The organism is Flexivirga sp. (assembly GCF_035551235.1).
In the GTDB taxonomy this organism is placed as follows: domain Bacteria; phylum Actinomycetota; class Actinomycetes; order Actinomycetales; family Dermatophilaceae; genus Flexivirga.
This window is the reverse complement of sequence record NZ_DASZNO010000047.1, coordinates 156,931-181,304: the sequence shown is the minus strand read 5'-3', so window position 1 is coordinate 181,304 and position 24,374 is coordinate 156,931. Positions and strand designations below refer to the sequence as shown.

The following is a 24,374-nucleotide window of genomic DNA, read 5'->3' as shown; positions in this document are numbered from 1 at the left end:
CGTGGTTCCCGCGGGCATCGGGGACAATGGAGCGGTCATGGCTACCTATCGCGACGTCGGCATCGTGCTGCGCACCCACAAGCTGGGGGAGACCGATCGCATCGTCACCATGCTCACGCGCGGTCGTGGCGAGATCCGGGCCGTCGCCAAGGGGGTGCGTCGCACCAAGTCCAAGTTCGGCGCGCGCCTCGAGCCCGGGATGATCGTCGATCTGCAGTGCTACGAAGGCCGTTCGCTCGACACCGTCACCCAGGCGGAGATCATCGCCCCGTATGGCGAGCGCCTGGTCCACGACTACGGCGCCTTCACCGCGGCGACCGCGATGCTGGAGACGGCCGAGCGGCTGGTCGAGGAGCGCGAGGCGGTGCCACAGCAGTTCAACCTGCTCGCGGGTGCGCTGGCGTCGCTGGCACACCGTGAGCACGAGCCGACCCTGGTGCTCGACTCCTACCTGCTGCGCGCCGTCGCGATCGCCGGGTGGGCGCCCAGCTTCGTCGATTGCGCGGGCTGCGGAGCGGCCGGCCCGCAGCGTGCGTTCAACCTGGCCTCCGGTGGTGCCGTGTGTTATTCGTGCCGCACACCGGGCAGTTCGGCGCCGCACCCGGAGACGTTCGCGCTGCTCGCGGCATTGCTGACCGGTGACTGGACGGTCGCCGACGCGAGCAGTTCGGGAGCCCGCCGGGAGGCCAGTGGGCTGACTGCGGCATACGTGCAGTGGCACCTGGAGCGCGGCGTGAGATCGTTGCGTCTCGTGGACCGGACCTCGAGTGTGGAAGCAACCCGATGACCGAGCGACCTTTCGCGCACCCCAGCGGGGCGACGCCTCCCGTCATACCCGCCGAGCTCGTGCCGCAGCACATCGCGATGGTCATGGACGGCAACGGCCGGTGGGCCAACCAGCGCGGCCTGCCCCGCACCAGGGGCCACGAGGCCGGCGAGGCGCAGCTGATCGACGTCATCGCCGGGTGCATCGACGCGGGTGTGAAGAACCTGTCGGCATACATGTTCTCGACCGAGAACTGGCGCCGCTCGCCCGACGAGGTGCGCTTCCTGATGGGCTTCAACCGGGACGTCATCCGGCGCCGCGTGGACCTGCTGCACTCCTGGGGGGTGCGCTGCCGCTGGTCGGGGCAACGCCCGCGGTTGTGGCGTTCGGTGCTCAGGGAGTTGCAGCGCGCCGAGGAGATCACCGCCGGCAACACCGTGATGACGCTGCAGATGTGCGTCAACTACGGCGGGCGCGCCGAGATCGCCGACGCCACCCGCCGGATCGCCGAGCAGGTGCAGGCCGGCAAGCTCAAGGCGTCCTCGATCAGTGAGAAGACGATCGCGCGCAACCTCACCTGGCCGGACATGCCCGACGTCGACCTGTTCGTGCGGTCGTCGGGGGAGCAGCGCACCAGCAACTTCATGCTCTGGCAGTCGGCGTATGCCGAGATGGTCTTCCTCGACACGCTCTGGCCGGACTTCGACCGGCGCGACCTGTGGCGCGCCATACAGATCTACGCGGAGCGGGACCGGCGCTTCGGTGGCGCGATTGACGCCGCGAAGGGCTGACTCAGCGCATCACCGGTCGGCCGGTGCCGGCGGGAAGCGCCGGGGCACGAAGGCGACCAGCAGCGCGGCTGTGATCACCGCGGCGATGAGCAACCCGAGGAACACGATGTGGGTCGACTCATGCACCCGAATCGCTTGCGACGCATGGTGATTCGCGCGTAGACCCGCATTGAACGCGGCGCCGTATGCCGCAGCGCCGAGGCTCTGCCCGAGGAACCGGGAGAACATCGTGCCGCCGGTGATCGTGCCGCGCTGGGACCAGCCGACGGTGTTCTGCAGGCCGACGATCAGCGGGGTGAACAACAACCCCATGCCCGCACCCATCCCCGCGGTGCAAAGGACCGGCTGCCACACCGGAGCATCCGCGTGCAGTAACGACAGCCCTGTTCCTGCTGCCACCGCGATCAGCGCCCCGATCAGCGCCGTGTCACGGAACCCGATACGCAGGTAGAGCCGCGCGGAGTAGGCGGAGGTGACCGGCCACGTCATACTCATCGACGCGGCCATGAAGCCCGCGGCGACGGGGGAGAGCCCCAGCACCTGTTGCCCCCAGTTGGGCAGGTAGACCGAGAGCCCGATGACGATCATGCCCGCCGTCGCCGTGGCTGCGTAGGTCGCCACGGTGAGTCGCCGGGTCCACAGCCAGGTCGGCAGCATCGGTTCGTCGGCACGGCGCTCGACCAGCACCGCGGCGATGCCGGCGACGAGCGCGACGGCGAAGGTGATGATGCTGCCGGCGGAGTCCCAGGCCCAGGTGGACCCACCTTCGAGCAGCCCCAGGATGAGCAGGCCGATGGACAGCAGCACCAGGCTTGCGCCGGCGTAGTCGATGCGATGCCGCCGGCGAACGACGTCCTCGTGCAACCCGCGGACGATCAGCACCAGGGCGAGCGCGCCGATGGGCAGGTTGATCAGGAAGATCCACCGCCAGGAGGCGTACTGCGCGAAGAGGCCGCCGACGGCCGGGGCGACCACTGCGGAAATGCCCCAGACACTGGACAGGTAGCCCTGGATCCGGCCACGTTCCTCCACGGTGTACATGTCGCCGGCGACGGTGTTGACCGTGGCGCCGATCGATCCCGCGCCCAGTCCCTGCAGGGCCCGAAACCCGATCAGCGCCACCATGTTCCACGACGCGGCCGAGAGTGCGGAGCCGGTGAGGAAGACCACGACGCCGAACACCAGGATCGGCTTGCGGCCGTAGAGGTCGGCCAGCTTTCCGTAGATCGGGATCGTCACGGTCTGCGCGAGCAGGTAGACCGAGAAGATCCAGCCCACCTCGTCGATCCCGCCGAGATCGCCGACGACCTGCGGGATCGCGGTCGCCACGATCGTGGTGTCCATCGCGACCAGCGCCATACTGAGGACCAGGGCGACCAGCACGGGCGTGCGGTGGTCCCGCCTCATCGATGGCACCCGTCCAGGTAACCACAATGAATCCGTTGCCCCATGCCAGGAGTGAGCCATAGCTCACGTCTGGCATCGGGAAAAGTCGGTGGAAGGTGGCCGTCCACAGGGCATCCGCGGCATCTCCGCTCAGTCGGGCAAGATCTTCGAATGGTCGACAACCGCACTGCTCGTGAAGGCGTCGGCGGTCGCCCGCCGCCCGCCGGTGCGGTGCGCCGGGCGATTGCCGCTGAGCTCGCTGCGGGTCACGGTGGCGTCGTGCATCGCCGGGAGCTCGCGTACCACGGGATCGGTCGGTTTGCCGTCCGCGACGAGATCGCTGCGGGTCGGTGGTTCCGAGCGGGCCGCCATACGGTTGCGATCGACACCCCGGTGTTGAGCACCGAGGCATTGCATTGGCGGGCAGTCTGGGAAAGTGGGGCAGGAGCACGCCTCGACGGTGCGAGCGCGTTGTTGTCCGCTTGCCGACCCAGCAGCGGCTGATCAGTGCGGCGCGCCTCGAGTTGGCGTGGCGCGGTGTCCGACGCTCGCACAAGCGGCGGTTCCTGGATGCGATCGTCACCGACGTCACCAACGGAGCTCAGTCGCTCGGAGAGCTGGACTTCACCCGGATGGCGCGCCGGGCGGGGTTGCCTGCACCGTCGCATCAGTCGGTGCGAACCGGCGCCGGTGGCCGCGTCTACCTCGATATCTCGTGGGACGAAGTCGGGCTGGTCGTTGAGATCGACGGCGGACATCACGCACTCGCGCTGAACCCGATCGATGACGCCTTACGAGACAACGATCGAGTTGTCGCGGGTGAGCGGGTGCTGCGCATCCCGGTCATCGGTTTCCGGATTGCTCAGGATCGGTTCATGCAGCAGGTTCGCCATACGTATGACGCCCTGTGCCGCCGCTAGCCGGAGTTGTCCTATGCCACAGGTGAGCCATAGCTCACGTTTGGCATCGGGAAATGCCGATGCCGCGGCTCAGGCCTTCGCGGCACACTCGGCGCAGACGCCGAAGATCTCCACGGTGTGCTCGACCTGGGTGAATCCGTGCTCGGCGCTGACGGCCGCGGCCCAGCGCTCCACCTGAGGGCCCTCGACCTCGACGGCGCGGCCACACCGGCGGCATACGAGGTGATGGTGGTGACCGGTGCTGCAGCGACGGTAGATCGACTCGCCGTCGGGAGCGCGCAGCACGTCCAGCTCGCCATCGGCGGCCATGTTCTGCAGGATCCGGTAAACCGTTGCCAGGCCGACGGATTCGCCACCGTCCTTCAGTGAGGAGTGCAGCTCCTGGGCGGAGACGAAGTCCTCCTGGTCGCGCAACTGCTCGGCGACCGCCACCTGCTGGCGGGTCGTACGGCGGGCCGGTTGCTTGGCTGCCATCGCGATCACATCCCGGTGCTGACGATGGCGAGCGCAACGGCAAGGAGCAGCACCGAGGCGCGCATCATCCGCTCGATCGGCTGGATGCGCGGCCAGGCGAGATAGAGCAGCCACGCCACGACGAGCGCACAGAGGCCGAAGCAGACGGTGCCGACGAGGCCGCGGAAGACTGCGCCGATCACCAGCAGGAGCAGGACGACGACGGCAGGCAGCGCGCGCGGACCCCGGGCGATCCGCTGCAGCAGCGGGTCGCTGGCGTGCTCGATGCGGACACGGAGGGGCGACGTTCGGACGCTCGGGCGGGAAGTAGCTGACATCCATCCCAGGATATCGGTCGGAACAAGGTGCCCATGACCGATGTCATGGGCACGTCATGATCCGCGGCACGGGCCGCAGCACGCCGGAGGCGGCAGAGTTCACGGCATGATGACGACACAACAGCCGGGAGCAACGAAATTCCCGGATCCGCAGGGGGCGCCGGCGATCGAACTCGCCGGCCTGGAGAAGAGTTTCGGTGCCGTGCAGGCGGTGCGCGGTCTGGACCTCACCGTCGAACAGGGCGAGATCGTGGCGTTCCTCGGCCCGAACGGCGCCGGCAAGACGACCACGATCGACATGATCCTCGGGCTCTCCACACCGAGCGCGGGCAGCGCGCGCGTGTTCGGGATGGAGCCGCGGGACGCGATCGGCCGCGGCCTCGTGGCCGCCGTCATGCAGTCCGGCGGGCTGCTGAAGGACCTCACCGTGCGTGAGACGGTCGAACTCACCGCCAGCCTCTTCGTGCAGACCCGCACGGTCGAGGAATGCCTCGAGCGCGCCGGCATCGCCGACATCGGCGACCGCCGCGTCCAGAAGTGCTCGGGCGGTCAGCAGCAGCGACTGCGTTTCGCGATGGCGCTGGTCTCCGACCCCGCACTCATCGTGCTCGACGAGCCGACGACCGGCATGGACGTCACCGGACGCCGCGACTTCTGGTCGGCGATCCGCCAGGACGCGCAACGCGGCCGCACGGTGCTCTTCGCGACGCATTACCTGGAGGAGGCCGATCAGTATGCCGACCGGATCGTCCTGGTCCGCAAGGGGCAGATCGTCGCCGACGGCACCGGTGCACAGATCAAGGCGATGGCCACCGGTCGCACCGTCCGGGCCACGATGACCGGCCTGAGCGATCGGGAGCTGGCCGGCATACCCGGCGTGGATTCCGTTGAGTTGCAGGGTGATTCGGTGTCCCTGCATTCGAAGGACAGCGATGCTGTGGCTCGCTATCTCTTCACCCACACCAACGCCCGCGACGTGGAGATCACCGCTCGCGGCCTGGAAGACGCCTTCATCGCCCTCACCGGCGACGAGCAAGGAGCCTGAGCGATGACCGACCACACGGCACTGCAAGCGGTCCCGGCGACCGACCACATCGACCACCACATGGACGACCACATCGACCTGGAGCGGAAGGTCCCCCCGCATGGCGGATTCAACGCCCGGCTGTTGCGCATCGAACTGGCCCGGGTCCTGCGCAACAAGCGCACCCTGGTCTTCACGATGCTGCTTCCGATCGCGTTCTACGTGGCGTTCGGCGTCCCGCAGTCCGGGCAGTGGCCCGGCACGGACTTCGATCCCAAGGCCTACGAGATGATCAGCTTCGCGCTGTACGGCGCCCTCGCCGCATCGTGCGCCATCGGTGCCGGCGTGGCCGTCGAGCGGGCACAGGGCTGGAGCCGGCAGCTGCGCCTGACACCGCTCAGCGGCCCGGCATACATCGGCATCAAGGTGATCACCGCGATGATCACGGCCGCGCTGCCGGTGATCATCGTGTTCGTCATCGGTGCGTCGACCGGCGCCTCGATGTCCACCGGCGCCTGGCCGATCAGCCTGGTGCTGACCTGGATCTGCGGCAGCCTCTTCGCCTCGCTCGGTCTCTTCGTCGGGTACCTCGTGCCCTCCGAGAACGCCATGCAGGTCCTCGGCCCGGGCATCTCGTTGCTCGCGTTCGCGGGCGGCATCTTCTACCCGCTCGCGGTGATGAGCCACACCATGCGGACGGTGGCTTCGTTCACTCCCATGTGGGGCCTGTCGCAGATCGCGCGCTACCCGATGCTCGGCGGATCGTTCGACCCGATGTGGCTGGTCAGCGCGGTCCTGTGGATCGGGCTCTTCTTCGCCGGTGCCGTATGGCGCTTCCGCCGCGACACGAGCCGCGTCTGACCCGGATGCTGGCAGACTGAGCAGCGATGGAGGAGAACCTGCGGCGGCCGACCCCGAAGCGCACTTCGGGGTTGGTTGCCGCGTTCGACAGCGACACCGAGGAGTCGGTCGGCAACCGCCTGATCATGGTCTTCTGGGCCGGTATCTGGCTGTTCTGGATGCTCCAGCCGTTCATCGACGCGGTGCGCCACCTCAACACCGTTGGTGGCATGGTCGGGGTCGTCGCGGTCCCGGTCTTCTGCGCCGTCTATCTCTGGCACTTCTACAGCTGCCGTGCGGCCTTCTTCCGGTTGTCGTACCCGTGGGGCTATCGGGCGCGGCCGCGCGACGGCGTCCGCTATGTCCTGCTCGGGGCACTGGCGGCCGTGTGCATCGTGGCGGTCGGTCAGGACGGCATCGCGGCTCTCATCTTCTTCGCGCTCTCGGGACTGTGGACCCTGCCCCTGGTCTGGGGCTGGATCACCGTCATCGCCACGGCGGTCGCCTACATCATGCTGTGGGATCTACCGGGGTGGCACGCGGACCCGAGCACCTTCGTCGGCCTCGGTTTCGGTGGGGTCGCCATCACCGTCGGGATGGTCGCCGGGCGTCGGCAACACCTGCTGCGGGAATCGCGGCAGGTCAACGCCGAACTCATGGTGCAGCAGGAACGCAACCGGATGGCGCGCGACCTGCACGACATCCTCGGGCACTCGCTGACGGTGATCACGGTGAAGGCCGAGCTGGCCGGGCGCTTGCTGGATGCAGGGGCCGACGAGCGGGCGCGGACCGAGGTCGCAGACCTCGAGCGGCTGTCGCGTACGGCGCTCGCCGACGTCCGCCGAGCTGTCGAGGGCTATCGGGAGATCTCCCTGTCGGGCGAGCTCGCCCGTGCGAAGGAGGCGCTCGCAGCGGCCGGCATCACCGGTCACACACCGACGGCACTCGACCAGGTGCCGGCCGACCTGGTCGAACCGTTCGCCTGGACCGTGCGCGAATGCGTCACCAATGTGCTGCGGCACAGCAGAGCGTCCACCTGCACCATCACCGTCACCCCGTCGTCGATCACCGTGGCGGACGACGGTGTGGGGATCACCTCGGACACGGACGACGGCAACGGCCTGGCCGGCCTGCGCGAGCGTGCACTCGCAGCCGGTGCGGTACTCATCACCAGATCTGTTGAACCACACGGGTTCTCGGTCACTGTTGCGGCGAGTTCGGACATCTCGCACGTGGCTGCCGGGGCGGATGCCGGGGGTGACGCTGAGCGTCATACAGTCGGGCGACGGTCGGGGGAGGCACTGGCATGACGATCAAGGTGATGCTCGCGGACGACCAGGCGCTGGTGCGCGGGGCGCTCGCGGCGCTGCTGGAGCTGGAGAGCGATCTGACGGTCGTCAGTGAGGTCGGCGACGGCACCGAGGTCGTGCCAGCGGCCAGGGAGAGTCAACCGGACGTCGTCCTGATGGATGTCGAGATGCCCGGCATGGACGGCATCTCCGCGACCGCCGAACTGCGCAAGGCGTTGCCGGCCACTCGGGTGCTGATCGTGACCACCTTCGGCCGGCCGGGTTATCTGCGCCGCGGATTACAAGCAGGCGCAGCGGGTTTCGTGGTCAAGGACACTCCGGCACGTGAACTCGCCGACGCCGTACGCCGCGTGCATCAGGGCCTGCGCGTCGTCGACCCGGCGCTCGCGACCGACAGCCTGATCGCGGGGGAGTCGCCGCTGACCGCACGCGAGACGGATGTGCTGCGGACCGCGCGCGCCGGTGGCACCGTCGCCGACATCGCCGGGGCACTCTTCCTGTCCGAGGGGACGGTGCGCAATCACCTGTCGGCGGTCATCGGCAAGACCGGCGCGCGCACCCGCGCCGAGGCCGCGCAGATCGCCGAGTCCAACGGCTGGCTGTAGCTCGTCAGCCGACGAGATCGTCGGTGACCAGCATCGTCGCACCGCCGGTGGCGAAGTTGGCGACATCCGCGACGGCGGCCTGACCCTCGGCGGATCCCGTTCCGGCAGCGAGGGATTCCTGCGACTCGAAGTTCAGGACAGCCACCAGGTAGTAGGGCGCGTCGGAACCGTCGGTCGTGGCGCAGTGGCCGGCGTGCCAGCCCTGCAGACCCGGGATCTTGTCGACGAGCGGCCGGTGGATCGACGTGTAATGACTGTCGAACGCGGCGGGGTCGTCGGGCTGGCCGTAGGTGACGATCAACTGGGGCACGGGTCTTCCTAACGCTGATGCGGTTCTGTTCGAGGACTCGTCCGTTCACGGACTGCTCGAACTCCAGACCGCCAGACTGGCACGATTGCATCAGGTGCGACAGGACGAGCGCTGATCGACCGCTCACCCGCCGCCGGCGACCGTTCAGGACCGCGGCGACGACGGCGGGACGCTACTCGGCCTGCTGGGTGGTCACCGGCCAGCCGGTGATCTGCTTCGGGCGTGGCGGGGCGTAGGTGCGGACCTTGGAGGTGCGCAGCCCGAGCCGGTGCAGGCCCTCGGCGATGGTGACGGCCGCGGCGACACCATCGACGACGGGAACACCGGTGCGTTCCTTCACGGTGGCCTCGAGGTCGGCCATGCCACCGCAGCCCAGGCAGATGACCTCGGCCCGGTCCTGCGTCACCGCCAGCTCGCACTCGCGCACGATGGCCTCGACAGCCCGCTCGGGCTCGGACTCCAGCTCCAGCACCGCCATACCGGATGAACGGACCGATGCCAGCCGGCGGTCGAGTCCGGCCAGCATCAGCCGGTCCTCGATGAGCGGCACGGTCCGGTCGAGGGTGGTGACGACGCTGTACCGGTGCCCGAGGAACTGCGCGGTCGACGCGGCGGCCTCGGTGATGTCGACGACCGGCACGTCGAGGAGCTCCTGCAGTCCCTCACGGCCGTGCTCGCCATACCCCGCCTGGATGACGGCGTCGTACTCGCCGTCGTAGGCGAGGACCCGATCCATCACCGCGACGGCCGCCAGGTAGCTCTCCAGGTTGCCCTCGCACGACTCGGCGCCGAAGTATGGCGTCAGCGGGATGATCTCGGTGCCCGGTGCGGCGGCGACGCGCGCGGCTTCACCGATGGTCTTGGTCATGGTCTCGGTGGTGTTGACGTTGACGACGAGGATCTTCATCGGCCGGCCCCCGCTCGTGACTCCTCGGCGCGTTCGACCAGGTGTTGTACGGCGTTGCCGGGCACGACGACCACCGGGACCGGCGACTCGTGCACGATCCGCATGCCGGTCGAGCCGAGGAACACCCGGCGGCCGGCGCCCATGTCGCTGGAGCCGACGACGAGCACGTCACCGTCGTCCCAGCCGACGTGCTCGATGGCGTCGGCCCAGTCCTCACCGAATCCGACGGCGGTCTCGGCGATCCTCGGGGCGTGCGGGAGTTCCCTGACGCCGGCGAGTGCCTGCGCAGCGTTGTCGCGCACATCCGCCGTCACCCTGGTCCGCAACTCGTCCTCGGCGATGATGTCGGTGGTGATGCTGCGCGGCTGCACGGAGAAGGACGTCAGCCGCAGCTCGGCACTGGTCTCGGAGCAGATGCCCGCCGCGGCGAGGATCAGTCCCGACGTGCCGGCGAGGCCCCCGTATGCCGCGTTGACACGGCGTACCCGGTCGTCGGCGTCCGCGCGAAATCCGCGTGGTGCCAAGGCAATTGGGACGGGGCTGGAGTGCACGAGGTGGTTGGTGACGCTGCCCAGGCTCACCCGCCCGAGCACACCGTGCGATGAGTTGCCGACGACGATCACATCGGCGGCCTCGGTCTCGGCCAGCTCGACGAGTCCGCTGGGTATCGAGCGGGCGTCGTGGATGCGGAACTCGGCGTCGACATCGCTCGGGGTGTCGCGCTTGGCTTCTTCCAGCTCGGCGACCAGCTGCTGGCGGAGCAGGCTGGTGTACTGGAAGTCGACCCGCGCGACGGACGGCGCCGACGGCGTCTCCATCACCATGGTCACCAGCAGGCGGGAGCCGGTCGACCGGGCGATGAAGGCCCCCAGCCGCAGTGCTTCGAGTCCGGCGACTCCCGGTTGATAGGCGACGATCGTCGTCATGAGGGTTCTCCTTCGACGGATGGGTGGTGGTCCGGAGGTGGTGGACCGTCAGTGGTGGGCTTGTACGGCGATCGCTTCGCCGTCCACCTCGCGGAAGGTGCGCGAGCGGTCGGCCACGATCAGGTAGAGGACGAACGCGATGCCGGCGGCGATGAACCACGAGAACGGGCCGAACGTGCTGAGTGCGTGGAGTTCGTGGATCTGGCCGGAGAACGCGAAGGCGATCGAGATCAGGGCAGACGGCACGAGCGCGATCACGGCCCGCTTGTTGACGCCCTTGGTGTAGTAGTAATCGCCGTTGGGGTCGAACGTGTAGAGATCGGGGACGTTCACCTTCTGCTTGCGCAGCACCCAGTAGTCGGCCATCACGATGCCGAACAGCGGGCCGAGGACGGCGCCCAGTCCGCCGAGGAAGTAATTGATCACGGCGGGGGAGTTGTAGAGGTTCCACGGCAGGATGACGAAGCCGATGACCCCGGAGATGATGGCCGCCCTGCGGAAGTTCAGCTTCTTGGGGGAGAGGTTCGTCAGGGCGTAGGCCGGTGCGACGAAGTTCGCCATCAGGTTGACGCCGATGGTCAGGACGACCAGGGCGAGACAGGCGAGCACGAGGAACGGTGTCGCGAAGGTCTGGACCACGTCCTCCGGGCCCGCGATGACGTGCCCGTCGACGCTGAACCGGCCGCCGGCCAGCAGGAGCACGATGCACCCGAAGAAGAGCATGTTGACGGGTATGCCGGCGACGTTGCCCACCACGACGGACCGCTTCGACTTGGCCCCGCGGGTGAAGTCGCAGAAGTTGAGCACGAACGTGCCGTAGATGGCGACCCATCCGGAGGCCCCGGCGAGGATCTCGTGCCACATGTCCCAGCCGTGCAGCGCCCAGGGCTTGCCGGCGCGGGTGGCCTGCGGTTCCCAGGTGATGTGTCCCTTGGCCTGGATGATGACCGCGACGGCCATGATCAGGAACGTGACCAGGATGATCGGCCCGGAGTACGCCTCGAACTTACGGACCATCTCGATGCCGTAACAGGCGATGATGACCTGGATCAGCCAGAGTGCGGCGAAGCAGATCCAGCCCAGGTGGTTCAGGCCGAGGATCTTGTGCTCGGTCAGCACCTTCGCGCCGGGGAACAGCGCCAGCACCAGGATGTTGCAGACCAGCGACGCCAGATAGGTCTGGATCCCGAACCAGGCGATCGCGACGCCGCCGCGGAACAACGCCGGGATGTGGGCGCCGCGGACGCCGAAGCTGATCCGGCTCATCACCGGGAAGGGAACGCCCACCTTGTAGCCGACGAAGCCGGAGATGGTGAGCAGGACCAGAAGGAACAGCGATCCGAAACCCATCGCGAGCAGGATCTGCCAGGCGCCCAGGCCCAGCGCGAACAGTCCGATGGCGAACGTGTAGTTGCCGAGGCTGTGCACGTCGTTCGCCCACAGTGTGAAGATGTTGTACGAGCTCCAGGTGCGGCCCTGTTTCCGCGACGGTGCGATGTCGAAGTTGTACAGGCGTTGGTCGCACTCGGGCGCGACAACGTCGGTCAGGGCCACGTCCTGCAGGCTGTGCTCCAGCGGCTGGTCCAAGCGTTCGGTGTTCGACATCGCGCCTCCTAAGGTTGATGAGCAATCTAGGAGCGCGGAGCCGCCCATAGGACGGGCCGACAGATATATCCGTCAGGAGACAGATATATCTCCGGAACCATTGCGCGCCTCGTCGATGTATGCCGTCAATCGTCCGTGGTGGCCGCGAGCCACCGCGCTCAGACGCGTGCCGTCACGCTGCAGGAAGGCCTCGAGCATGACCGCATGGTCGGTCTGCAGCTCCGCACGCTGCGTGGACTCCAGCAGGCTCATCGCCTGTGACGGCTCCGTCAGATCGGCGACCAGGCCGAGCATGTGCCGCAGCCGCGGCATACCGCACGGAGCCAGCAGCGCCTCGTGGAAGGCACGGCTGAGGTTCTGGTAGCGCTGCACGTCGTCGGCGTCGATCGCCTCGGTGAGCTCCTGGTGGATGGCCCGGGCACGAGCGTCGTCGTCAGCGGTCGCGGCCGCGGTCGCCGCTTCGATGGCGGCGGCTTCCAGCGCTCCGCGCACGAGATAGAGCTCGTGCAGTTCCGGGCCGCTCAGCACCGTCACGGTGTAGCCACCGCGCGGCTGATGGCGCACGAGGCCCTCACCGATGAGCGTCTTGAGGGCTTCGCGGACCGGGATCCGACTGACCTCGAAGAAGGCGCCGATCTCGTCGACGGGAAGCGTGGCTCCCGGCCGCACCTGTCCGGTGACGATGACGCGTCGCAGCTCGCTGAGGACGTAGGGACCCGTCGCGTATCCCTCCGCCGGGCGGAGTTGACCGATCCACTCGCTCGCTTCGTTGACCATTCCTCCCAGTATCCCGCCTCGCACCGGATTTGGGCTGTATGCCGCACTCCTGGGACCATGTATGACGCGATGACCGACACCCTGACTCCGACACCCGTGCTTCCGCCGCTGCAGATCGGCAGGCACACGATCGCCTCACCCGTGGTGCTGGCGCCGATGGCGGGCATCACCAATCGCGCGTTCCGCCGCCTGTGTCGCAGGTATGGCGATGAGGGCTCGGCCGCCGGCGGGGCGTCGGGAGCGACCAGCCTCTACGTGAGCGAGATGATCACCTCGCGCGCCCTGGTCGAACGCAACGCGATGACCATGCGGCTCATCGAGCACGATCCCGACGAGTCGCCGCGGTCCATCCAGCTCTACAGCGTCGACCCGGAGACCACCGGTCGTGCCGCACATCTGTTGGCCAGTGAAAACCGTTGCGATCACATCGATCTCAACTTCGGCTGCCCCGTGCCCAAGGTCACCCGCAAGGGTGGGGGGTCCGCCCTGCCGTGGAAGACCGATCTCTTCCGCGGCGTGGTGTCGGCAGCGGTCCGGGCCGCTGCGCCGTACGACATCCCGGTGACGGTCAAGATGCGCAGGGGCATCGACGAGGACCACCTGACGTTCCTGGAGGCCGGCCGGATCGCCGAGGGTGAGGGTGCGGCGGCCGTCGCACTGCACGCGCGCACCGCCGCGCAGGCCTACTCCGGGCATGCGCAGTGGAACGCCATCGCACAACTCAAGCAGGCCGTCACGAGCATCCCGGTGCTCGGCAACGGCGACATCTGGTCCGCCGAGGACGCGCTGCGGATGGTCCGGGAGACCGGCTGCGACGGCGTCGTCGTCGGCCGTGGCTGTCTCGGGCGTCCCTGGCTGTTCACCGACCTGGCCGCGGCGTTCGCCGGGGGCTCCACGCGAGTGCAGCCGACGATGCGCGAGGTCGCCGACACGCTGCGGCTGCACACCGTCTATCTGGCCGAGTTCTTCGAGTCCGAGGACAAGGCCTGCCGCGACATACGCAAGCACATCGCCTGGTACTTCAAGGGATTCCGCGTCGGCTCGGAGTTGCGCGCCGGTCTCGGCCTGGTGAAGTCGCTCGCGTCGCTGGATGACCTGATCGGCAGCCTCGATCTCGACCAGCCGTGGCCGGGAGAGGCCGCGGAGGGGCCGCGCGGACGCGCCGGTTCCGAACGGCACGTCGTACTGCCGGAGGGCTGGCTGGACTCGCGCACCGTCGACGACGACACCCGTCGCGACGTGGCCGCCGCCGAGGCCTGGAGCAGCGGCGGCTGATCCTATCGTGCGCGGCGCTCAGCCCTCGAGGACGGAGGCCAGCGCGTCGACGACCTCGCCGGCGCTCCATTGCATCGTCGCCGACCCGACCGAGACCTCGGTCCACGACCAGCCCGGCACGTCCGCGCCGGTCCAGCTCCGGACGGAGACGACCCGGTCGCGCTCCAACCGCTGGATCACCTTCTCGTTCAACGCTTCCGGCGCCCCCGGCGCGTAGACGACGAACTCCCTGGTGTGCGGCGGGTCGGGTATGACGCGGAAGCCTCGCTCGCTCAGGAGTGCCGCGAGCTCGACCGCCCGATCGTGATACTCGGCCATCCGGGGCAGGTGCTCGTCCAGACCGGCGAGGGCGGAGGCGGCATACGCCGTCATGCCGTAGAGCGTCCCGCCGAGCCGGCGGCGCCACTGGCGCGCCTCGGCCACCAGATCCTCCGGCCCGGCCAGTGCCGCACCGGCGAAAGCTCCGAGTCCCTTGTAGAAGGAGACGTAGACGCTGTCGGCCAGTGCGGCAACGTCCGCCAGTGACCTGCCGAGGTGCGGCGTGGACTCCCAGAGGCGCGCACCGTCGAGATGGAGCGGCACGGCGCGGTCCCGGCAATGTTTGCTGAACTCGACGAGTTCGGCGAACGTCGGCAGCACGAACCCCGCCTCGCGCAACGGCAGCTCCAGCAGCGCGGCGCCCAGCCGGCCCGGTATGGCGTCGAGCTGGTCGACGGTTGGCAGTTGCCGCCCGGCGCCGAGCCGTTCGTAGCGCAGGTCGTGCAGCAGTGCGGGGCCGTCCAGCTCGTGGCGCAGCAGATGGGACAGGTCGGGGATCGCCACGCGCCGGGATCCGGACCGATCGGTCCAGCACCGCAGCGCCGCCTGCTGGGCCATCACTCCACTCGGGAAGAACACCACGGCCGGCTTACCGAGGAGCTCCGCCACGCGCGATTCGAGCTCGGCGATGAGGCAGCCCTCGCCATACATGTCCCAATCGGCAGTCGGGTCAACGCTTTCCGCGACCGTGGCGAGCGCCTCACCGGGTGTGCCGACCTGGTGGCCGAGCATCCTTCGAGCGCCGGCCGCGGCGGCCGCGAACCGTTCCGCACGTGACGAAGTTCCCGGTGACGTGTCGTTGCTGGCTGTCGGCATGGCCTCATCCTGCCGGAGAGGCCTCCTCGGCGCAGGACTGGTCGGTGGCCTGAAGTGTTGTGGTGACAGGTGTTTCCCGGCGTATGGCGCGATAGACCAGCGATGCCCCGGCGGCGCCGAGCGCCCACAGGACGTGCGGCCCGTTCATGACCAGCAGTGCGCAGACACTGACGAACGCGATGAGCGCGGTCCACCACGCAGCACCGCCGCGGGGCAGAAGACGTACGGCGGCGGCGGTGCCCAGCACGTAGACCGCGGTGAAGCAGCCGGTCGCGAGGAGCATCAGCTGGGTCAGATCGAAGGAGAGGACCTCGTTGGCGATCAGCGAGGCGAGCGCGAGTCCGGTCAGCAGCGCGAGGCTGCGCCGCGGGATGCCGCCCGCCTGGGATCCCTTCGCGAACGCGGCGGGCAGTGCTCCGTCGGCGGCCAGGGCCGCGCCGAGTCGCGATCCGCCGGCGAAGTAGGCGTTCATCGCGCCGAAGGTCAGCATCACCGCGATGACGGCCGTCACGATGCGCGCCGGTCCGCCGAGACCGGCCACCAGCAGCGCGGAGAGGGGTGCGTCGGTATGGGCCGCGCCCGGGCCGAGCACCAGAACGGTCGCTGCGGCGAGCGCGAGGTAGAGGACGCCGACCACGACGATGGCGATGGCGGTGGCCCGGGGCAGGTCCCGCGACGGGTTGCGGTAGTCGCCCGCGAGCGGGGCGATCGCCTCCCACCCGGCGAAGCCCCACACCAGCAACGCGGCGGCGGCACCGATGGCGCCGATCCCGTGCGGCGCGAACGGTGTCAGAAGCGCGGTGCTCGCGTGCGGTGCCGCGACCAGCACGGCCACCGACATCACGCCGGCGAGGACCGCGGTGAGCGCGAGCTGCACCCGCCCGGACAAGCGCAGGCCCGCGGCGTTCAGCAGCCCGACACCACCGATCAGGCACACACCGGTCGCGACGGCGGTGGTGCGGCCGCCGCCGACGGCTTCGGCGACATACGCCCCGGCCATCAGGCTGGCCGGGGGAGCGCCGACCGGCACCGCGAAGTAGAAGCACCAGCCGACCGCGCCGGCGGCGCGCGAGCCGAAGGCGTCGTCGACGTATGCCGAGACACCCCGGCCGTCGGGGCGGCGCGCACCCATCGTGGCGAAGGTGGCCGCGAGCGGAATGCTGAGGATCACCAACGCGATCCACGCGATGAGCGATGCCGGTCCGGCGACCTGAACGCCGAGAGACGGCAGGGTGATCACCCCCGTACCGAGAACCGCCCCGATCGAGAGTGCGGCGCCCTGCGGCACCGACAGCGAACCCTTCATGGCTCGATTCTGGCGCTGGTCAATGGTCCGGTGAAGATCCACTTCTCGCCAATCTGATTGGTCCAATCTAGAGTGTCCGGGATGGATCTCCTCGTCGATCTGTCCGGATCGGGTGACCGCACTGCGCGGATCTATCAACACCTGCTCGACGGCATCGCCTCCGGCCGGTTGCCGCCGGGAGAGCGGCTGCCCGCGACGAGATCGATGGCTCAGGAGCTCGGCGTCGCACGCGGCACCGTCACGGCGGCATACAACCGTCTCCTGGCTGAGGGATATCTCGAATCACGTGTCGGTGCAGGGACTTTCGTCAGTCGTGAGGTCGGGACCGCTCGTCCGGCGTCGGCGCCGGTCGGTGAGGTGCGCCCGCTCGAGGTGTGGGACCGGCTGCCCGCCGCGGTGCCGGATGCACCGTCACTGGACTACGACCTGTCGGTCGCCGGCCCGGACACCCGGCTCTTCCCGTTCGCCGTATGGCGCCGGTTGGTCTCGGCCACCTTGCGACCCGCGCTGCAGGATCAGCCGGTCTACGACGGTTCCGGGCATCCACAGCTGCAGGCCGAGATCGCGAGACACCTGCGGCTGTCGCGCTCGGTGATGACCGACGGCCCGGACGTGCTCCTGACCGGCGGCGCGCAGCAGGCGCTCGACCTGATCGGACGGGTGCTGCTCGCACCGGGCGACACGGTCGCGGTCGAGGACCCCGGCTACACCGCGGTGCTCCGGCTCTACGCCTCACAGGGCGCCGACGTGCGCGGTGTGCCGGTCGACGACGAGGGACTGGTCGTCGACGCGTTGCCGGACCGGGCGCGGCTGGTCTACGTCACCCCGTCGCACCAGTTCCCGACCGGTGCGGTGATGTCGTTGCGTCGGCGGACAGCGCTGCTGGACTGGGCGGAGTCCCATCGCGCGCTGATCGTGGAGGATGACTACGACAGCGAATTTCGTTATGGGTCAAGGGCGCTCGCGCCCCTGCAGAGCCTGGACCGGTGTGGCCGCGTCGCCTACGTCGGGTCCTTCTCGAAGGTCCTGATGCCGATGCTGCGGGTCGGCTACGTGGTGGCACCGCGGTCGCTGCAGCCCGCGCTGCGGACCGCGAAGTCGCTCAGCGACTGGCAGGGCGACACCGTCACGCAGGGCGCGATGGCACGCTTCCTCGCCGAGGGTCTGCTGGCCGCACACGTCCGCCGTGCGACGCGCGTCTACGCCGGCCGGAGGTCGGTGCTGTTGCGCGAGTTGTCCGAGCTGGACGACGTGCTCACGCCATACCCTTCGACGGCCGGGTTACACGTGTGCACCAGGTTCCGCGATCAGCGCCGCTCGGACCGGAAGGTCGCCGCAGCGCTGGAGGCGGAGGGCGTCGGTGTCGAGCCGCTCTCGCCGCGCTTCATCGACCAGCCACCCGTGCACGGCCTGGCCCTCGGTCTTCGGCACATCGACGAGCCTCGCGTGCCGGAGGCGGTGCGCCGGATCGGTGCCGTGCTGCGGCGCTGAGCGGCGGGTCGCTCCGATTGAGAGGCCGCTCGTGGTCGAATCGAGTCGTGCCTTCTCCGTCTGTGGTCGTTGCCGGCCCAACGACCTGGAACCATCTCATCGAGCTGGACTCGCTGCCCGAGGCGATCCCGCACCTTGAGTTCGCCCGGCGCTCGTGGTGGGCCGTCGGTGGGACCTCGGCCGGCAAGGCCGCTCATCTGGCGGGGCTGAATGCGCGCACGACGCTGGTGACGCCGCTGGGGGCCGACGCCTTCGGTGCGCAGGCGTCGGCCGCGCTCGCCCGGACCGGCGCCACGGTGGTCCCGCTGGCAGGGGGAGCGACGGAGTCGCACGTCAATCTCATGACGCCCGCGGGTGAGCGGATCAGCCTGGTGACGGCCGTGCCGTGCGAGCCGTCGGAGGAGGACGTGGCCGCGGCGGCGTCCGCCATACTCGAGGCCGACGCGGCATTCGTCGACCTGTCCGCGCTCGGGTTGCGGCTCGTGGCCGAGCCGGCGGTGCGGGCGCGGTCGTTGTGGGTGGATCTGCATGACTACGACGGGGATTCGGCGTTCCACGAGCCGTTCGTGCGCGTGGCCGACGTCGTCTTCATGAATGCAGACCGGACCGACGACCCACAGCAGCTGATGGCCTCCTGTCTGCGGCGCGGGCCCCGCCTGGCGGTCTGCACCCTGGGCGCGGACGGAGCGATCTGCCTGACCGGTGACGGCGAGCTGTTCCGCGCCCCGGCTGTTCCGGTGACGGTGGTGGACACCAACGGGGCCGGCGATGCCTTCGCCGCGGGGTTCATGATGGCGACGCTCGGCGGAGCCGCACCGGGCGAGGCACTGACCGCGGGTGCCCGTCAGGCGGCCGTGGCGCTGTCCACCGACGCCCTGCATCCGGCGCTGCTCGGCTGACCGCGATCGGGCGGATCACACCTCGACGGGTCGCTCCGGGTCGGTGATCCAGTGCGACCAGGACCCGATGTAGATGCTGGTGCGAGGGCGGATGCCACTGGCCTCGAGCGCGAGCGCCAGATGCGTCGCCTGCACTCCCGAACCGCAGTAGACACCCACCTCGCTGTCGGTCCGGATGCCGAGTGCGGTGAAGCGCATCGCCAGGTCGTCCGGTGGCAGGAACGCACCCGACTCCGTGACGTTGGCCAGGGACGGGGAGGAGACCGCCTCCGGGATGTGCCCCGGGATCGGGTCGACGGTCTCGTTGCGGCCCGCGAACCGGTCGGCCGGCCGTGCGTCGAGGAGCAACTTGGTCACCGCGAAATCCGCCGCGCCGTCCGCGTCGAGCAGTGCCGCGCCGGGATCGGTCGGGTAGAAGTCACCGTCGGCGGGCGGCACCTCGTCGGTGGACACCGGCAGGCCCGCTGCCGCCCACGCGGCGAAACCACCGTCGAGGACCTGCACGTCCTCCTTCCCGAAATACTTCAGCAACCACCAGCACCGGCTGGCCGCGAGCGAATTGCCGTCGTCGTAGACCACCACGGGCCGGTCGTTGTCCACGCCCGCGGCCCGCATCGCGGCGGCGAAAACGTCGCGCTGCGGCATCGGGTGGCGCCCGCCGGCACCCGGGGCATCGGCCAGCACACCCTCGAACTCGACCCACGCCGCACCCGGCAGATGACCGGCGTCGTATGCCGGCCGGCGCGTCGGCACGCCGAGCTCCCAGCGGGTGTCGAGCAGGGTCACGGAGTCCAGGACGGTCGCCAGTGCGCTCGGGATGATCAGCGGATGCGTGGGGCGCGTCATACCTGAAGTGTGATGGTCGCGTGCAGCGGCCGCAACGGCGGCGGGGCCGCATGACTCGTCCCGGCGTGGGTAGGCTCAAGTGGTCCAGGTGTCCCTCGTGGGGCACTCGAGCAACCAGACCCACCCATGGAGGCCAGCCCGTGATTGTTCGCCGCCTTGCCCGCCCGATGTTGTCGTCGATCTTCGTGGTCGGCGGTTTCAACACGCTGCGGAACCCCGACCACGCCGCGCCGGCCGCGGCGCCGGTGGTCGACAAGCTGCGCTCGGTGTTGCCGCAGCAGGTCGCGTCCCTCGTTCCCACCGACCCGACCACCGCAGTGCGACTCAATGCCGGCGTGCAGGTGGTCGGCGGCGTCATGCTCGCGACCGGCAAATTCCCTCGGGTCGGGGCGCTCGCGCTCGCCGCCAGCGTTGTGCCCACGACCGCGGCCGGACACCCGTTCTGGCAGGAGAGCGACCCGACGGCCCGCGCGCAGCAACGGATCCATTTCTTCAAGAACCTCAGCTTGCTCGGCGGACTGCTCATCGCCGCGGTCGACACCGAGGGCAAGCCGAGCGCCGCCTGGCGCACCCGCGCGGCCGCGCACCACGCCGGGGACGCGGTGGCGTCGGCACTGCCGTCCGGCAGCGAGAGCTCGGAGACCGTGAGCTCGCTGAAGGACACGGTCGGCCACGTCGCCGAGGCGGCCAAGGAACACGGCGCCCACTGGGCGAGCGTCGCCAAGGAGCAGGCGCCCGGCATCGCCGAGGCCGTCAGGGAGCGCGGCGAGGCCGTCGCCGAAGCCGCTCGGGAGCAGGCCCCGGTGTTCGCCGAGGCCGTCCGCGAGCGTGGCGGCGAGGTCGGCCGCCGCGCCGCCGAGCGCGCGTCCAAGGCGGCCCACCAGGCCCGCGCCCAGCTCGCCTGACAGGTCGTTCCGACGCCCGCCGGCGCATCACCCGAGGTGGTGCACCGGCGGGCGTTGCTCGTCCCGCACCGCGATATCGGGTTCAATGAAGGCATGTGTCGCAACATCCGTCCGCTGAACAACTTCGAGCCTCCGGCCACCGATGACGAGGTCAGCGCTGCTGCGCTGCAGTTCGTCCGCAAGATCGCCGGCAGCACGAAACCGTCGAAGGCCAACGAGGCCGCCTATGACAAGGCCGTGGCCGCGATCACCCGCGCCAGCCGGGAGCTGATCGATTCGCTGGTCACCACGGCCCCGCCGAAGGACCGTGAGGAAGAGGCTGCCAAGGCACGCGCTCGCTCGGCCGCACGCTACGCATCGTGACCGCCGAGATCACCGTCCAGCCACTGGACCGCAGGGCACAGCGGGCGCTGGCCGGGTGGCTGGGTGACGCACAGGCCGCCGGGATCGACGTCGACGACATCGATTCCATCGGCGCCGCCTATGACGACTACGTGCACGAGGTGCTGTTGACCCCGGCAGCCGACCGCGTCGATCCGACACCGACGCTGACGATGATCGCGATGGCGATGGGGGAGTACCTCCAACGCAATTCGGGTCTGCAATGGCGCGTCGCCGGAGACAGCCAGGGTTCCGACCTCGCGCTCGCATCCGCCGACGATCTCGGTGTGCTCTACCCGATCGACCCGGTCGCGCAGGCATGGGAGCAGCGCCAGCGCGGCTGGCTGCCCGTCTTCGCGCGGGAGCTGATGCGCAACATCGAGGGCACCGGCGAGTGATGCCGTCCGCAGCGATGACCGCGGCAAGCCGGGTGAGGTGGTGCGCGAACTGGGCCAACGGTTCGACGGCCCTCGGTTTCGCGATCGCGCGCCTCGGCCGGGCCCGTATGACGAAGGGCCCTCGCGGCCTCTATCTGGCCGGCGGCTACCGGTTCGGTTTCCCGGTCGCGGGCGCGTTCACCGTCGGCAATGTCGTTGTCTCCAAAGACGATTGGAAGGACCTGCAACTCGAGCACCCACTCCTGGTGACCCACGAGGAGCAGCACAGCTGGCAATACGTGGTGTGCGGCGGGCTGCCCTTCATCCCGCTGTATGTCGGCGCGCTCGCCTGGTCCTGGGTGCGGACCGGCGACTTCGCGTCGCGCAACGTGTTCGAGCGCAACGCGGGGCTGGCGATGGGCGGCTACCACGAGCGGTCCGTCCGATCGCTGGGCGACGCGCTGCGCAGCCTCCGGCCGAGCGGTCGGATGAGCGCCGCCGGATGAGCTATTCGGCATACGACCGGCAGCGCTTCGTCCGGGAGGACCCGGCACAGAAGCGTGCCGACCGCGACGACTTCGCGCGTGACCGTGCGCGGGTGCTGCACTCGGCCGCGTGGCGGCGGCTGGCCGCCAAAACCCAGGTGCTGCAACCACACAACGACTTCATCCGTAACCGATTGACGCACTCACTCGAGGTCGCGCAGATCGGCCGGGAGTTCGGCGAGGCCATCGGCTGCAACGCCGATGTCGTCGACACCGCGTGTCTGGCACACGACCTGGGGCATCCGCCCTTCGGGCACAACGGCGAGGGCGCCCTCAACGAACTGTGCGGTCACATCGGCGGTTTCGAGGGCAATGCACAGACCTTCCGCATCCTGACCCGACTGGAGGCCAAGCGATCACGGGCTGACGGCGAGTCCGTGGGGCTCAACCTCACGCGCGCCTCCCTCGACGCGGCGAGCAAATACCCGTGGTTCCGCGGTGAAAGTCGTTCTCATCCCAGCAAGTTCGGCTGCTATCAAGCCGACGAGCAGGTCTTCGACTGGGCGCGAGCAACGGTGCCGACGGGCCACCGCCAGCAGCGTTGCGTCGAGGCGCAGGTGATGGACTGGGCCGACGATGTGGCCTACTCCGTGCATGACGTCGAGGACGGCATCACCGCCGGACTGATCGACGTGCGCGCGATGCGATCCCGTGACGAGATCGACGTCCTCGCCGGCATTGCCCGGCGCATCTACGCACCGCAACTCGAAACCGCTGAGCTGGCAGGGTCTTTCGAGCGTCTGCTCGCGTCGGGCGTCATACCGGAGCAGCAACGGCCGGGCCGCCAGGGAGTTGCGGCGCTGAAGGACATGACCAGTCGACTGATCGGCCGGTTCGTCGGCAGCGCGGAGCAGGCGACCCGGGACAAGTTCGGCGACGGTCCGCTGACGCGCTACGCCGCGCACGTCGTCATACCGAATGACGTGCTGGCCGAATGCGTGATGCTCAAGGCAGTCGCCGCGCGCTGGGTGATGATGACCGACGAACGCCGCACCCTGCAGGCCGAGCAACGCCGGATCATCGAGACGCTCTTCACTCGCTACCAGGAACACCCCGACCGGCTCGACCCGCTCTTCGCCGAGGATCACGCGGCGGCGGAGAATGACGCTGCCGCCTTGCGCGTCGTGGTCGACCAGATCGCTTCCCTCACCGACCATCGGGCGCGTGCCCTCGCCGAGGAATGGACATGAGTATGTGGAATCTCTCCGAGTTGCCGATCGTCGGCGCACCGATGGCCGGTACCGGCACACCGCAGCTGGCGGCCGCGATCAGCGGCGCCGGCGGTCTGGGCCTGTTCCCCGGTGGTTACCTGACCGGCGACAAGCTGGCCGAGGGCATCGCCCGGGTCCGGGAGCTGACCGACCAACCCTTCGGGGTCAATCTCTTCATGCCGACACCTGTCGACGAAGAGCGCGACAGCGCCCGATTGCGTTCGTATGCCGAGGCATTGGCGCCCGTCGCTGCGGCGGCCGACGTGCAACTGCCCGAGCCGCGCTGGGACGGCAGTGACAACTTCGCCGCCAAGGTCGACGTCCTCGAGCAGGCACGTGTCGCGGTGGTGTCGTTCATCTTCGGGCCGCCTCCGGCCGACGTGGTGCGACGGTTGCACGCGGTCGGGACGCAGGTGCTCGCGACGGTCACGGATGCGGGGGAGGCACGGGCAGCAGTCGCTGCAGGAGCCGACCTGCTGTGTCTCCAGGGCACTGATGCCGGCGGGCACCGCGGCACGCATCAGGTCGATGCCGAGCCGAACAGCTCGGGCTGGCGTGAGCTGCTGCCCGACGTGCTGGCCGCCACCGACCTGCCGGTCGTCGTCGCCGGCGGTGTGATGACCGCGCAGGACGTCGACGACGCGCTGGCCGCGGGAGCCGTTGCGGTGCAATGCGGTTCGGCGTTCCTGCTCACCGACGAGTCGGGTATGAACGCCGCCTATCGCGCCGGGTTCACCGCAGCCGATCTCACCGAGTCCGTGGTGACACGTGCGTTCAGCGGTCGCCCGGCGCGCGCCATACGCAATGACTTCGTGGCCCGCTTCGACCCGGTCGCCGTGCCGGTCTACCCGATCGTGAACCAGCTGACCAAGCCACTGCGTGCTGCCGGCGCCGCCACCGACGACCGCGAACTGGTGAGCCTCTGGGCGGGCACCGGTTGGCGGCAGGCGCAGCCCGGGGCCGCCGCCGACGTGGTCGCCGCACTGGCCGCCAAGGTGGCCGAGGAGCGAGCGAGGAACGAGTGAGCGTCTCGAAGTCCCCGTCCG

The 24,374-nt window shown here is 69.3% G+C and carries 28 protein-coding genes; 16 read left to right on the top strand and 12 right to left on the bottom strand.

Going from position 1 to position 24,374, the window contains the following annotated elements:
• Positions 1–37 precede the first annotated feature (37 nt).
• Positions 38–787, top strand: a complete 750-nt coding sequence (recO, locus tag VG502_RS17460; protein ID WP_325551355.1) for a DNA repair protein RecO — start codon at positions 38–40, stop codon at positions 785–787.
• Entirely contained in the window at positions 784–1,557 is a 774-nt protein-coding gene (locus VG502_RS17455) for an isoprenyl transferase (RefSeq protein WP_325551354.1), read from the top strand. The genes recO and VG502_RS17455 overlap by 4 nt, the downstream gene beginning before the upstream one ends.
• Positions 1,558–1,566: 9 nt before the next feature.
• Here VG502_RS17455 and VG502_RS17450 read toward each other — a convergent pair whose 3' ends face one another.
• Positions 1,567–2,964, bottom strand: a complete 1,398-nt coding sequence (locus VG502_RS17450; RefSeq protein WP_325551353.1) for an MDR family MFS transporter — start codon at positions 2,962–2,964, stop codon at positions 1,567–1,569.
• A 129-nt stretch (positions 2,965–3,093) separates the two neighbouring features.
• Positions 3,094–3,315, bottom strand: coding sequence for a hypothetical protein (locus tag VG502_RS17445; RefSeq protein ID WP_325551352.1), 222 nt, complete (start codon positions 3,313–3,315; stop codon positions 3,094–3,096).
• A 110-nt stretch (positions 3,316–3,425) separates the two neighbouring features.
• On the opposite strand from VG502_RS17445, the gene VG502_RS17440 reads away from it, so the two are divergent.
• Positions 3,426–3,863 (top strand): PDDEXK family nuclease, encoded by a 438-nt coding sequence (locus tag VG502_RS17440; RefSeq protein WP_325551351.1) that lies wholly within the window; start codon positions 3,426–3,428, stop codon positions 3,861–3,863.
• A gap of 69 nt (positions 3,864–3,932) precedes the next feature.
• Here VG502_RS17440 and VG502_RS17435 read toward each other — a convergent pair whose 3' ends face one another.
• Positions 3,933–4,337 (bottom strand): Fur family transcriptional regulator, encoded by a 405-nt coding sequence (locus tag VG502_RS17435; protein WP_325551350.1) that lies wholly within the window; start codon positions 4,335–4,337, stop codon positions 3,933–3,935.
• A gap of 5 nt (positions 4,338–4,342) precedes the next feature.
• Positions 4,343–4,654 (bottom strand): DUF6703 family protein, encoded by a 312-nt coding sequence (locus VG502_RS17430; RefSeq protein ID WP_325551349.1) that lies wholly within the window; start codon positions 4,652–4,654, stop codon positions 4,343–4,345.
• A 106-nt stretch (positions 4,655–4,760) separates the two neighbouring features.
• On the opposite strand from VG502_RS17430, the gene VG502_RS17425 reads away from it, so the two are divergent.
• From VG502_RS17425 to VG502_RS17410, 4 genes are read left to right on the top strand one after another with little or no spacing between them, the layout of a single operon-like run.
• A complete protein-coding gene (locus tag VG502_RS17425) occupies positions 4,761–5,699 on the top strand; it encodes an ABC transporter ATP-binding protein (RefSeq protein ID WP_325551348.1) in 939 nt (312 codons plus the stop codon).
• Positions 5,700–5,702: 3 nt separating this feature from the next.
• Positions 5,703–6,539: an ABC transporter permease gene (locus VG502_RS17420; RefSeq protein WP_325551347.1), complete on the top strand. Its 837-nt coding sequence runs from the start codon at positions 5,703–5,705 to the stop codon at positions 6,537–6,539.
• Positions 6,540–6,565: 26 nt separating this feature from the next.
• On the top strand, positions 6,566–7,828 hold the full coding sequence (locus VG502_RS17415) for a sensor histidine kinase (protein ID WP_325551346.1): 1,263 nt from the start codon (positions 6,566–6,568) through the stop codon (positions 7,826–7,828).
• On the top strand, positions 7,825–8,433 hold the full coding sequence (locus tag VG502_RS17410; RefSeq protein WP_325551345.1) for a response regulator transcription factor: 609 nt from the start codon (positions 7,825–7,827) through the stop codon (positions 8,431–8,433). The genes VG502_RS17415 and VG502_RS17410 overlap by 4 nt, the downstream gene beginning before the upstream one ends.
• A gap of 4 nt (positions 8,434–8,437) precedes the next feature.
• On the opposite strand, the gene VG502_RS17405 is transcribed toward VG502_RS17410, so the two are convergent.
• The 5 genes from VG502_RS17405 to VG502_RS17385 form a co-directional block, all read right to left on the bottom strand.
• Positions 8,438–8,743 (bottom strand): EthD family reductase, encoded by a 306-nt coding sequence (locus VG502_RS17405; protein ID WP_325551344.1) that lies wholly within the window; start codon positions 8,741–8,743, stop codon positions 8,438–8,440.
• 172 nt (positions 8,744–8,915) lie between these two features.
• Positions 8,916–9,650: an aspartate/glutamate racemase family protein gene (locus VG502_RS17400; RefSeq protein WP_325551343.1), complete on the bottom strand. Its 735-nt coding sequence runs from the start codon at positions 9,648–9,650 to the stop codon at positions 8,916–8,918.
• A complete protein-coding gene (locus tag VG502_RS17395) occupies positions 9,647–10,576 on the bottom strand; it encodes a universal stress protein (protein ID WP_325551342.1) in 930 nt (309 codons plus the stop codon). The genes VG502_RS17400 and VG502_RS17395 overlap by 4 nt, the downstream gene beginning before the upstream one ends.
• A gap of 48 nt (positions 10,577–10,624) precedes the next feature.
• Positions 10,625–12,181: an NCS1 family nucleobase:cation symporter-1 gene (locus tag VG502_RS17390; RefSeq protein ID WP_325551341.1), complete on the bottom strand. Its 1,557-nt coding sequence runs from the start codon at positions 12,179–12,181 to the stop codon at positions 10,625–10,627.
• Positions 12,182–12,253: 72 nt separating this feature from the next.
• On the bottom strand, positions 12,254–12,958 hold the full coding sequence (locus VG502_RS17385; protein WP_325551340.1) for a GntR family transcriptional regulator: 705 nt from the start codon (positions 12,956–12,958) through the stop codon (positions 12,254–12,256).
• Between the two features lie 69 nt (positions 12,959–13,027).
• On the opposite strand from VG502_RS17385, the gene dusB reads away from it, so the two are divergent.
• Positions 13,028–14,233, top strand: a complete 1,206-nt coding sequence (gene dusB / locus VG502_RS17380) for a tRNA dihydrouridine synthase DusB (protein WP_325551339.1) — start codon at positions 13,028–13,030, stop codon at positions 14,231–14,233.
• A gap of 18 nt (positions 14,234–14,251) precedes the next feature.
• On the opposite strand, the gene VG502_RS17375 is transcribed toward dusB, so the two are convergent.
• Positions 14,252–15,367: a threonine aldolase family protein gene (locus VG502_RS17375; protein ID WP_325551338.1), complete on the bottom strand. Its 1,116-nt coding sequence runs from the start codon at positions 15,365–15,367 to the stop codon at positions 14,252–14,254.
• Positions 15,368–15,371: 4 nt separating this feature from the next.
• Positions 15,372–16,673 (bottom strand): amino acid permease, encoded by a 1,302-nt coding sequence (locus VG502_RS17370; RefSeq protein WP_325551337.1) that lies wholly within the window; start codon positions 16,671–16,673, stop codon positions 15,372–15,374.
• An 81-nt stretch (positions 16,674–16,754) separates the two neighbouring features.
• Here VG502_RS17370 and pdxR point away from each other — a divergent pair, with 81 nt between their 5' ends.
• Positions 16,755–18,164 (top strand): MocR-like pyridoxine biosynthesis transcription factor PdxR, encoded by a 1,410-nt coding sequence (pdxR, locus tag VG502_RS17365; RefSeq protein ID WP_325551336.1) that lies wholly within the window; start codon positions 16,755–16,757, stop codon positions 18,162–18,164.
• A gap of 47 nt (positions 18,165–18,211) precedes the next feature.
• Entirely contained in the window at positions 18,212–19,063 is an 852-nt protein-coding gene (locus VG502_RS17360; RefSeq protein WP_325551335.1) for a carbohydrate kinase family protein, read from the top strand.
• Positions 19,064–19,078: 15 nt separating this feature from the next.
• Here the strand turns inward: VG502_RS17360 and VG502_RS17355 are convergent, their stop codons facing one another.
• Positions 19,079–19,909 carry a sulfurtransferase gene (locus VG502_RS17355; protein WP_325551334.1) on the bottom strand — a complete coding sequence of 277 codons (831 nt, stop codon included), beginning with the start codon at positions 19,907–19,909 and terminating at the stop codon, positions 19,079–19,081.
• Positions 19,910–20,049: 140 nt separating this feature from the next.
• On the opposite strand from VG502_RS17355, the gene VG502_RS17350 reads away from it, so the two are divergent.
• From VG502_RS17350 to VG502_RS17325, 6 genes are all read left to right on the top strand, one after another.
• Positions 20,050–20,814 carry a DoxX family protein gene (locus VG502_RS17350; protein ID WP_325551333.1) on the top strand — a complete coding sequence of 255 codons (765 nt, stop codon included), beginning with the start codon at positions 20,050–20,052 and terminating at the stop codon, positions 20,812–20,814.
• A gap of 93 nt (positions 20,815–20,907) precedes the next feature.
• Entirely contained in the window at positions 20,908–21,177 is a 270-nt protein-coding gene (locus VG502_RS17345; protein WP_325551332.1) for a DUF2277 domain-containing protein, read from the top strand.
• Positions 21,174–21,593, top strand: coding sequence for a DUF3806 domain-containing protein (locus VG502_RS17340; protein WP_325551331.1), 420 nt, complete (start codon positions 21,174–21,176; stop codon positions 21,591–21,593). The genes VG502_RS17345 and VG502_RS17340 overlap by 4 nt, the downstream gene beginning before the upstream one ends.
• A 14-nt stretch (positions 21,594–21,607) precedes the next feature.
• On the top strand, positions 21,608–22,078 hold the full coding sequence (locus VG502_RS17335; protein WP_325551330.1) for a hypothetical protein: 471 nt from the start codon (positions 21,608–21,610) through the stop codon (positions 22,076–22,078).
• Positions 22,075–23,307 (top strand): deoxyguanosinetriphosphate triphosphohydrolase, encoded by a 1,233-nt coding sequence (locus tag VG502_RS17330; protein WP_325551329.1) that lies wholly within the window; start codon positions 22,075–22,077, stop codon positions 23,305–23,307. The genes VG502_RS17335 and VG502_RS17330 overlap by 4 nt, the downstream gene beginning before the upstream one ends.
• Positions 23,304–24,353, top strand: coding sequence for an NAD(P)H-dependent flavin oxidoreductase (locus VG502_RS17325; protein ID WP_325551328.1), 1,050 nt, complete (start codon positions 23,304–23,306; stop codon positions 24,351–24,353). The genes VG502_RS17330 and VG502_RS17325 overlap by 4 nt, the downstream gene beginning before the upstream one ends.
• Positions 24,354–24,374 lie beyond the last annotated feature (21 nt).

Coding starts and splice junctions, on each gene's coding strand:
- recO (WP_325551355.1), top strand. CDS start 38: ATGGCTACCTATCGCGACGTCGGCATCGTGCTGCGCACCCACAAGCTG.
- VG502_RS17455 (WP_325551354.1), top strand. CDS start 784: ATGACCGAGCGACCTTTCGCGCACCCCAGCGGGGCGACGCCTCCCGTC.
- VG502_RS17450 (WP_325551353.1), bottom strand. CDS start 2,964: ATGAGGCGGGACCACCGCACGCCCGTGCTGGTCGCCCTGGTCCTCAGT.
- VG502_RS17445 (WP_325551352.1), bottom strand. CDS start 3,315: ATGGCGGCCCGCTCGGAACCACCGACCCGCAGCGATCTCGTCGCGGAC.
- VG502_RS17435 (WP_325551350.1), bottom strand. CDS start 4,337: ATGGCAGCCAAGCAACCGGCCCGCCGTACGACCCGCCAGCAGGTGGCG.
- VG502_RS17430 (WP_325551349.1), bottom strand. CDS start 4,654: ATGTCAGCTACTTCCCGCCCGAGCGTCCGAACGTCGCCCCTCCGTGTC.
- VG502_RS17425 (WP_325551348.1), top strand. CDS start 4,761: ATGATGACGACACAACAGCCGGGAGCAACGAAATTCCCGGATCCGCAG.
- VG502_RS17420 (WP_325551347.1), top strand. CDS start 5,703: ATGACCGACCACACGGCACTGCAAGCGGTCCCGGCGACCGACCACATC.
- VG502_RS17415 (WP_325551346.1), top strand. CDS start 6,566: ATGGAGGAGAACCTGCGGCGGCCGACCCCGAAGCGCACTTCGGGGTTG.
- VG502_RS17410 (WP_325551345.1), top strand. CDS start 7,825: ATGACGATCAAGGTGATGCTCGCGGACGACCAGGCGCTGGTGCGCGGG.
- VG502_RS17400 (WP_325551343.1), bottom strand. CDS start 9,650: ATGAAGATCCTCGTCGTCAACGTCAACACCACCGAGACCATGACCAAG.
- VG502_RS17395 (WP_325551342.1), bottom strand. CDS start 10,576: ATGACGACGATCGTCGCCTATCAACCGGGAGTCGCCGGACTCGAAGCA.
- VG502_RS17390 (WP_325551341.1), bottom strand. CDS start 12,181: ATGTCGAACACCGAACGCTTGGACCAGCCGCTGGAGCACAGCCTGCAG.
- VG502_RS17385 (WP_325551340.1), bottom strand. CDS start 12,958: ATGGTCAACGAAGCGAGCGAGTGGATCGGTCAACTCCGCCCGGCGGAG.
- dusB (WP_325551339.1), top strand. CDS start 13,028: ATGACCGACACCCTGACTCCGACACCCGTGCTTCCGCCGCTGCAGATC.
- VG502_RS17375 (WP_325551338.1), bottom strand. CDS start 15,367: ATGCCGACAGCCAGCAACGACACGTCACCGGGAACTTCGTCACGTGCG.
- VG502_RS17370 (WP_325551337.1), bottom strand. CDS start 16,673: ATGAAGGGTTCGCTGTCGGTGCCGCAGGGCGCCGCACTCTCGATCGGG.
- pdxR (WP_325551336.1), top strand. CDS start 16,755: ATGGATCTCCTCGTCGATCTGTCCGGATCGGGTGACCGCACTGCGCGG.
- VG502_RS17355 (WP_325551334.1), bottom strand. CDS start 19,909: ATGACGCGCCCCACGCATCCGCTGATCATCCCGAGCGCACTGGCGACC.
- VG502_RS17345 (WP_325551332.1), top strand. CDS start 20,908: ATGTGTCGCAACATCCGTCCGCTGAACAACTTCGAGCCTCCGGCCACC.
- VG502_RS17335 (WP_325551330.1), top strand. CDS start 21,608: ATGACCGCGGCAAGCCGGGTGAGGTGGTGCGCGAACTGGGCCAACGGT.
- VG502_RS17330 (WP_325551329.1), top strand. CDS start 22,075: ATGAGCTATTCGGCATACGACCGGCAGCGCTTCGTCCGGGAGGACCCG.
- VG502_RS17325 (WP_325551328.1), top strand. CDS start 23,304: ATGAGTATGTGGAATCTCTCCGAGTTGCCGATCGTCGGCGCACCGATG.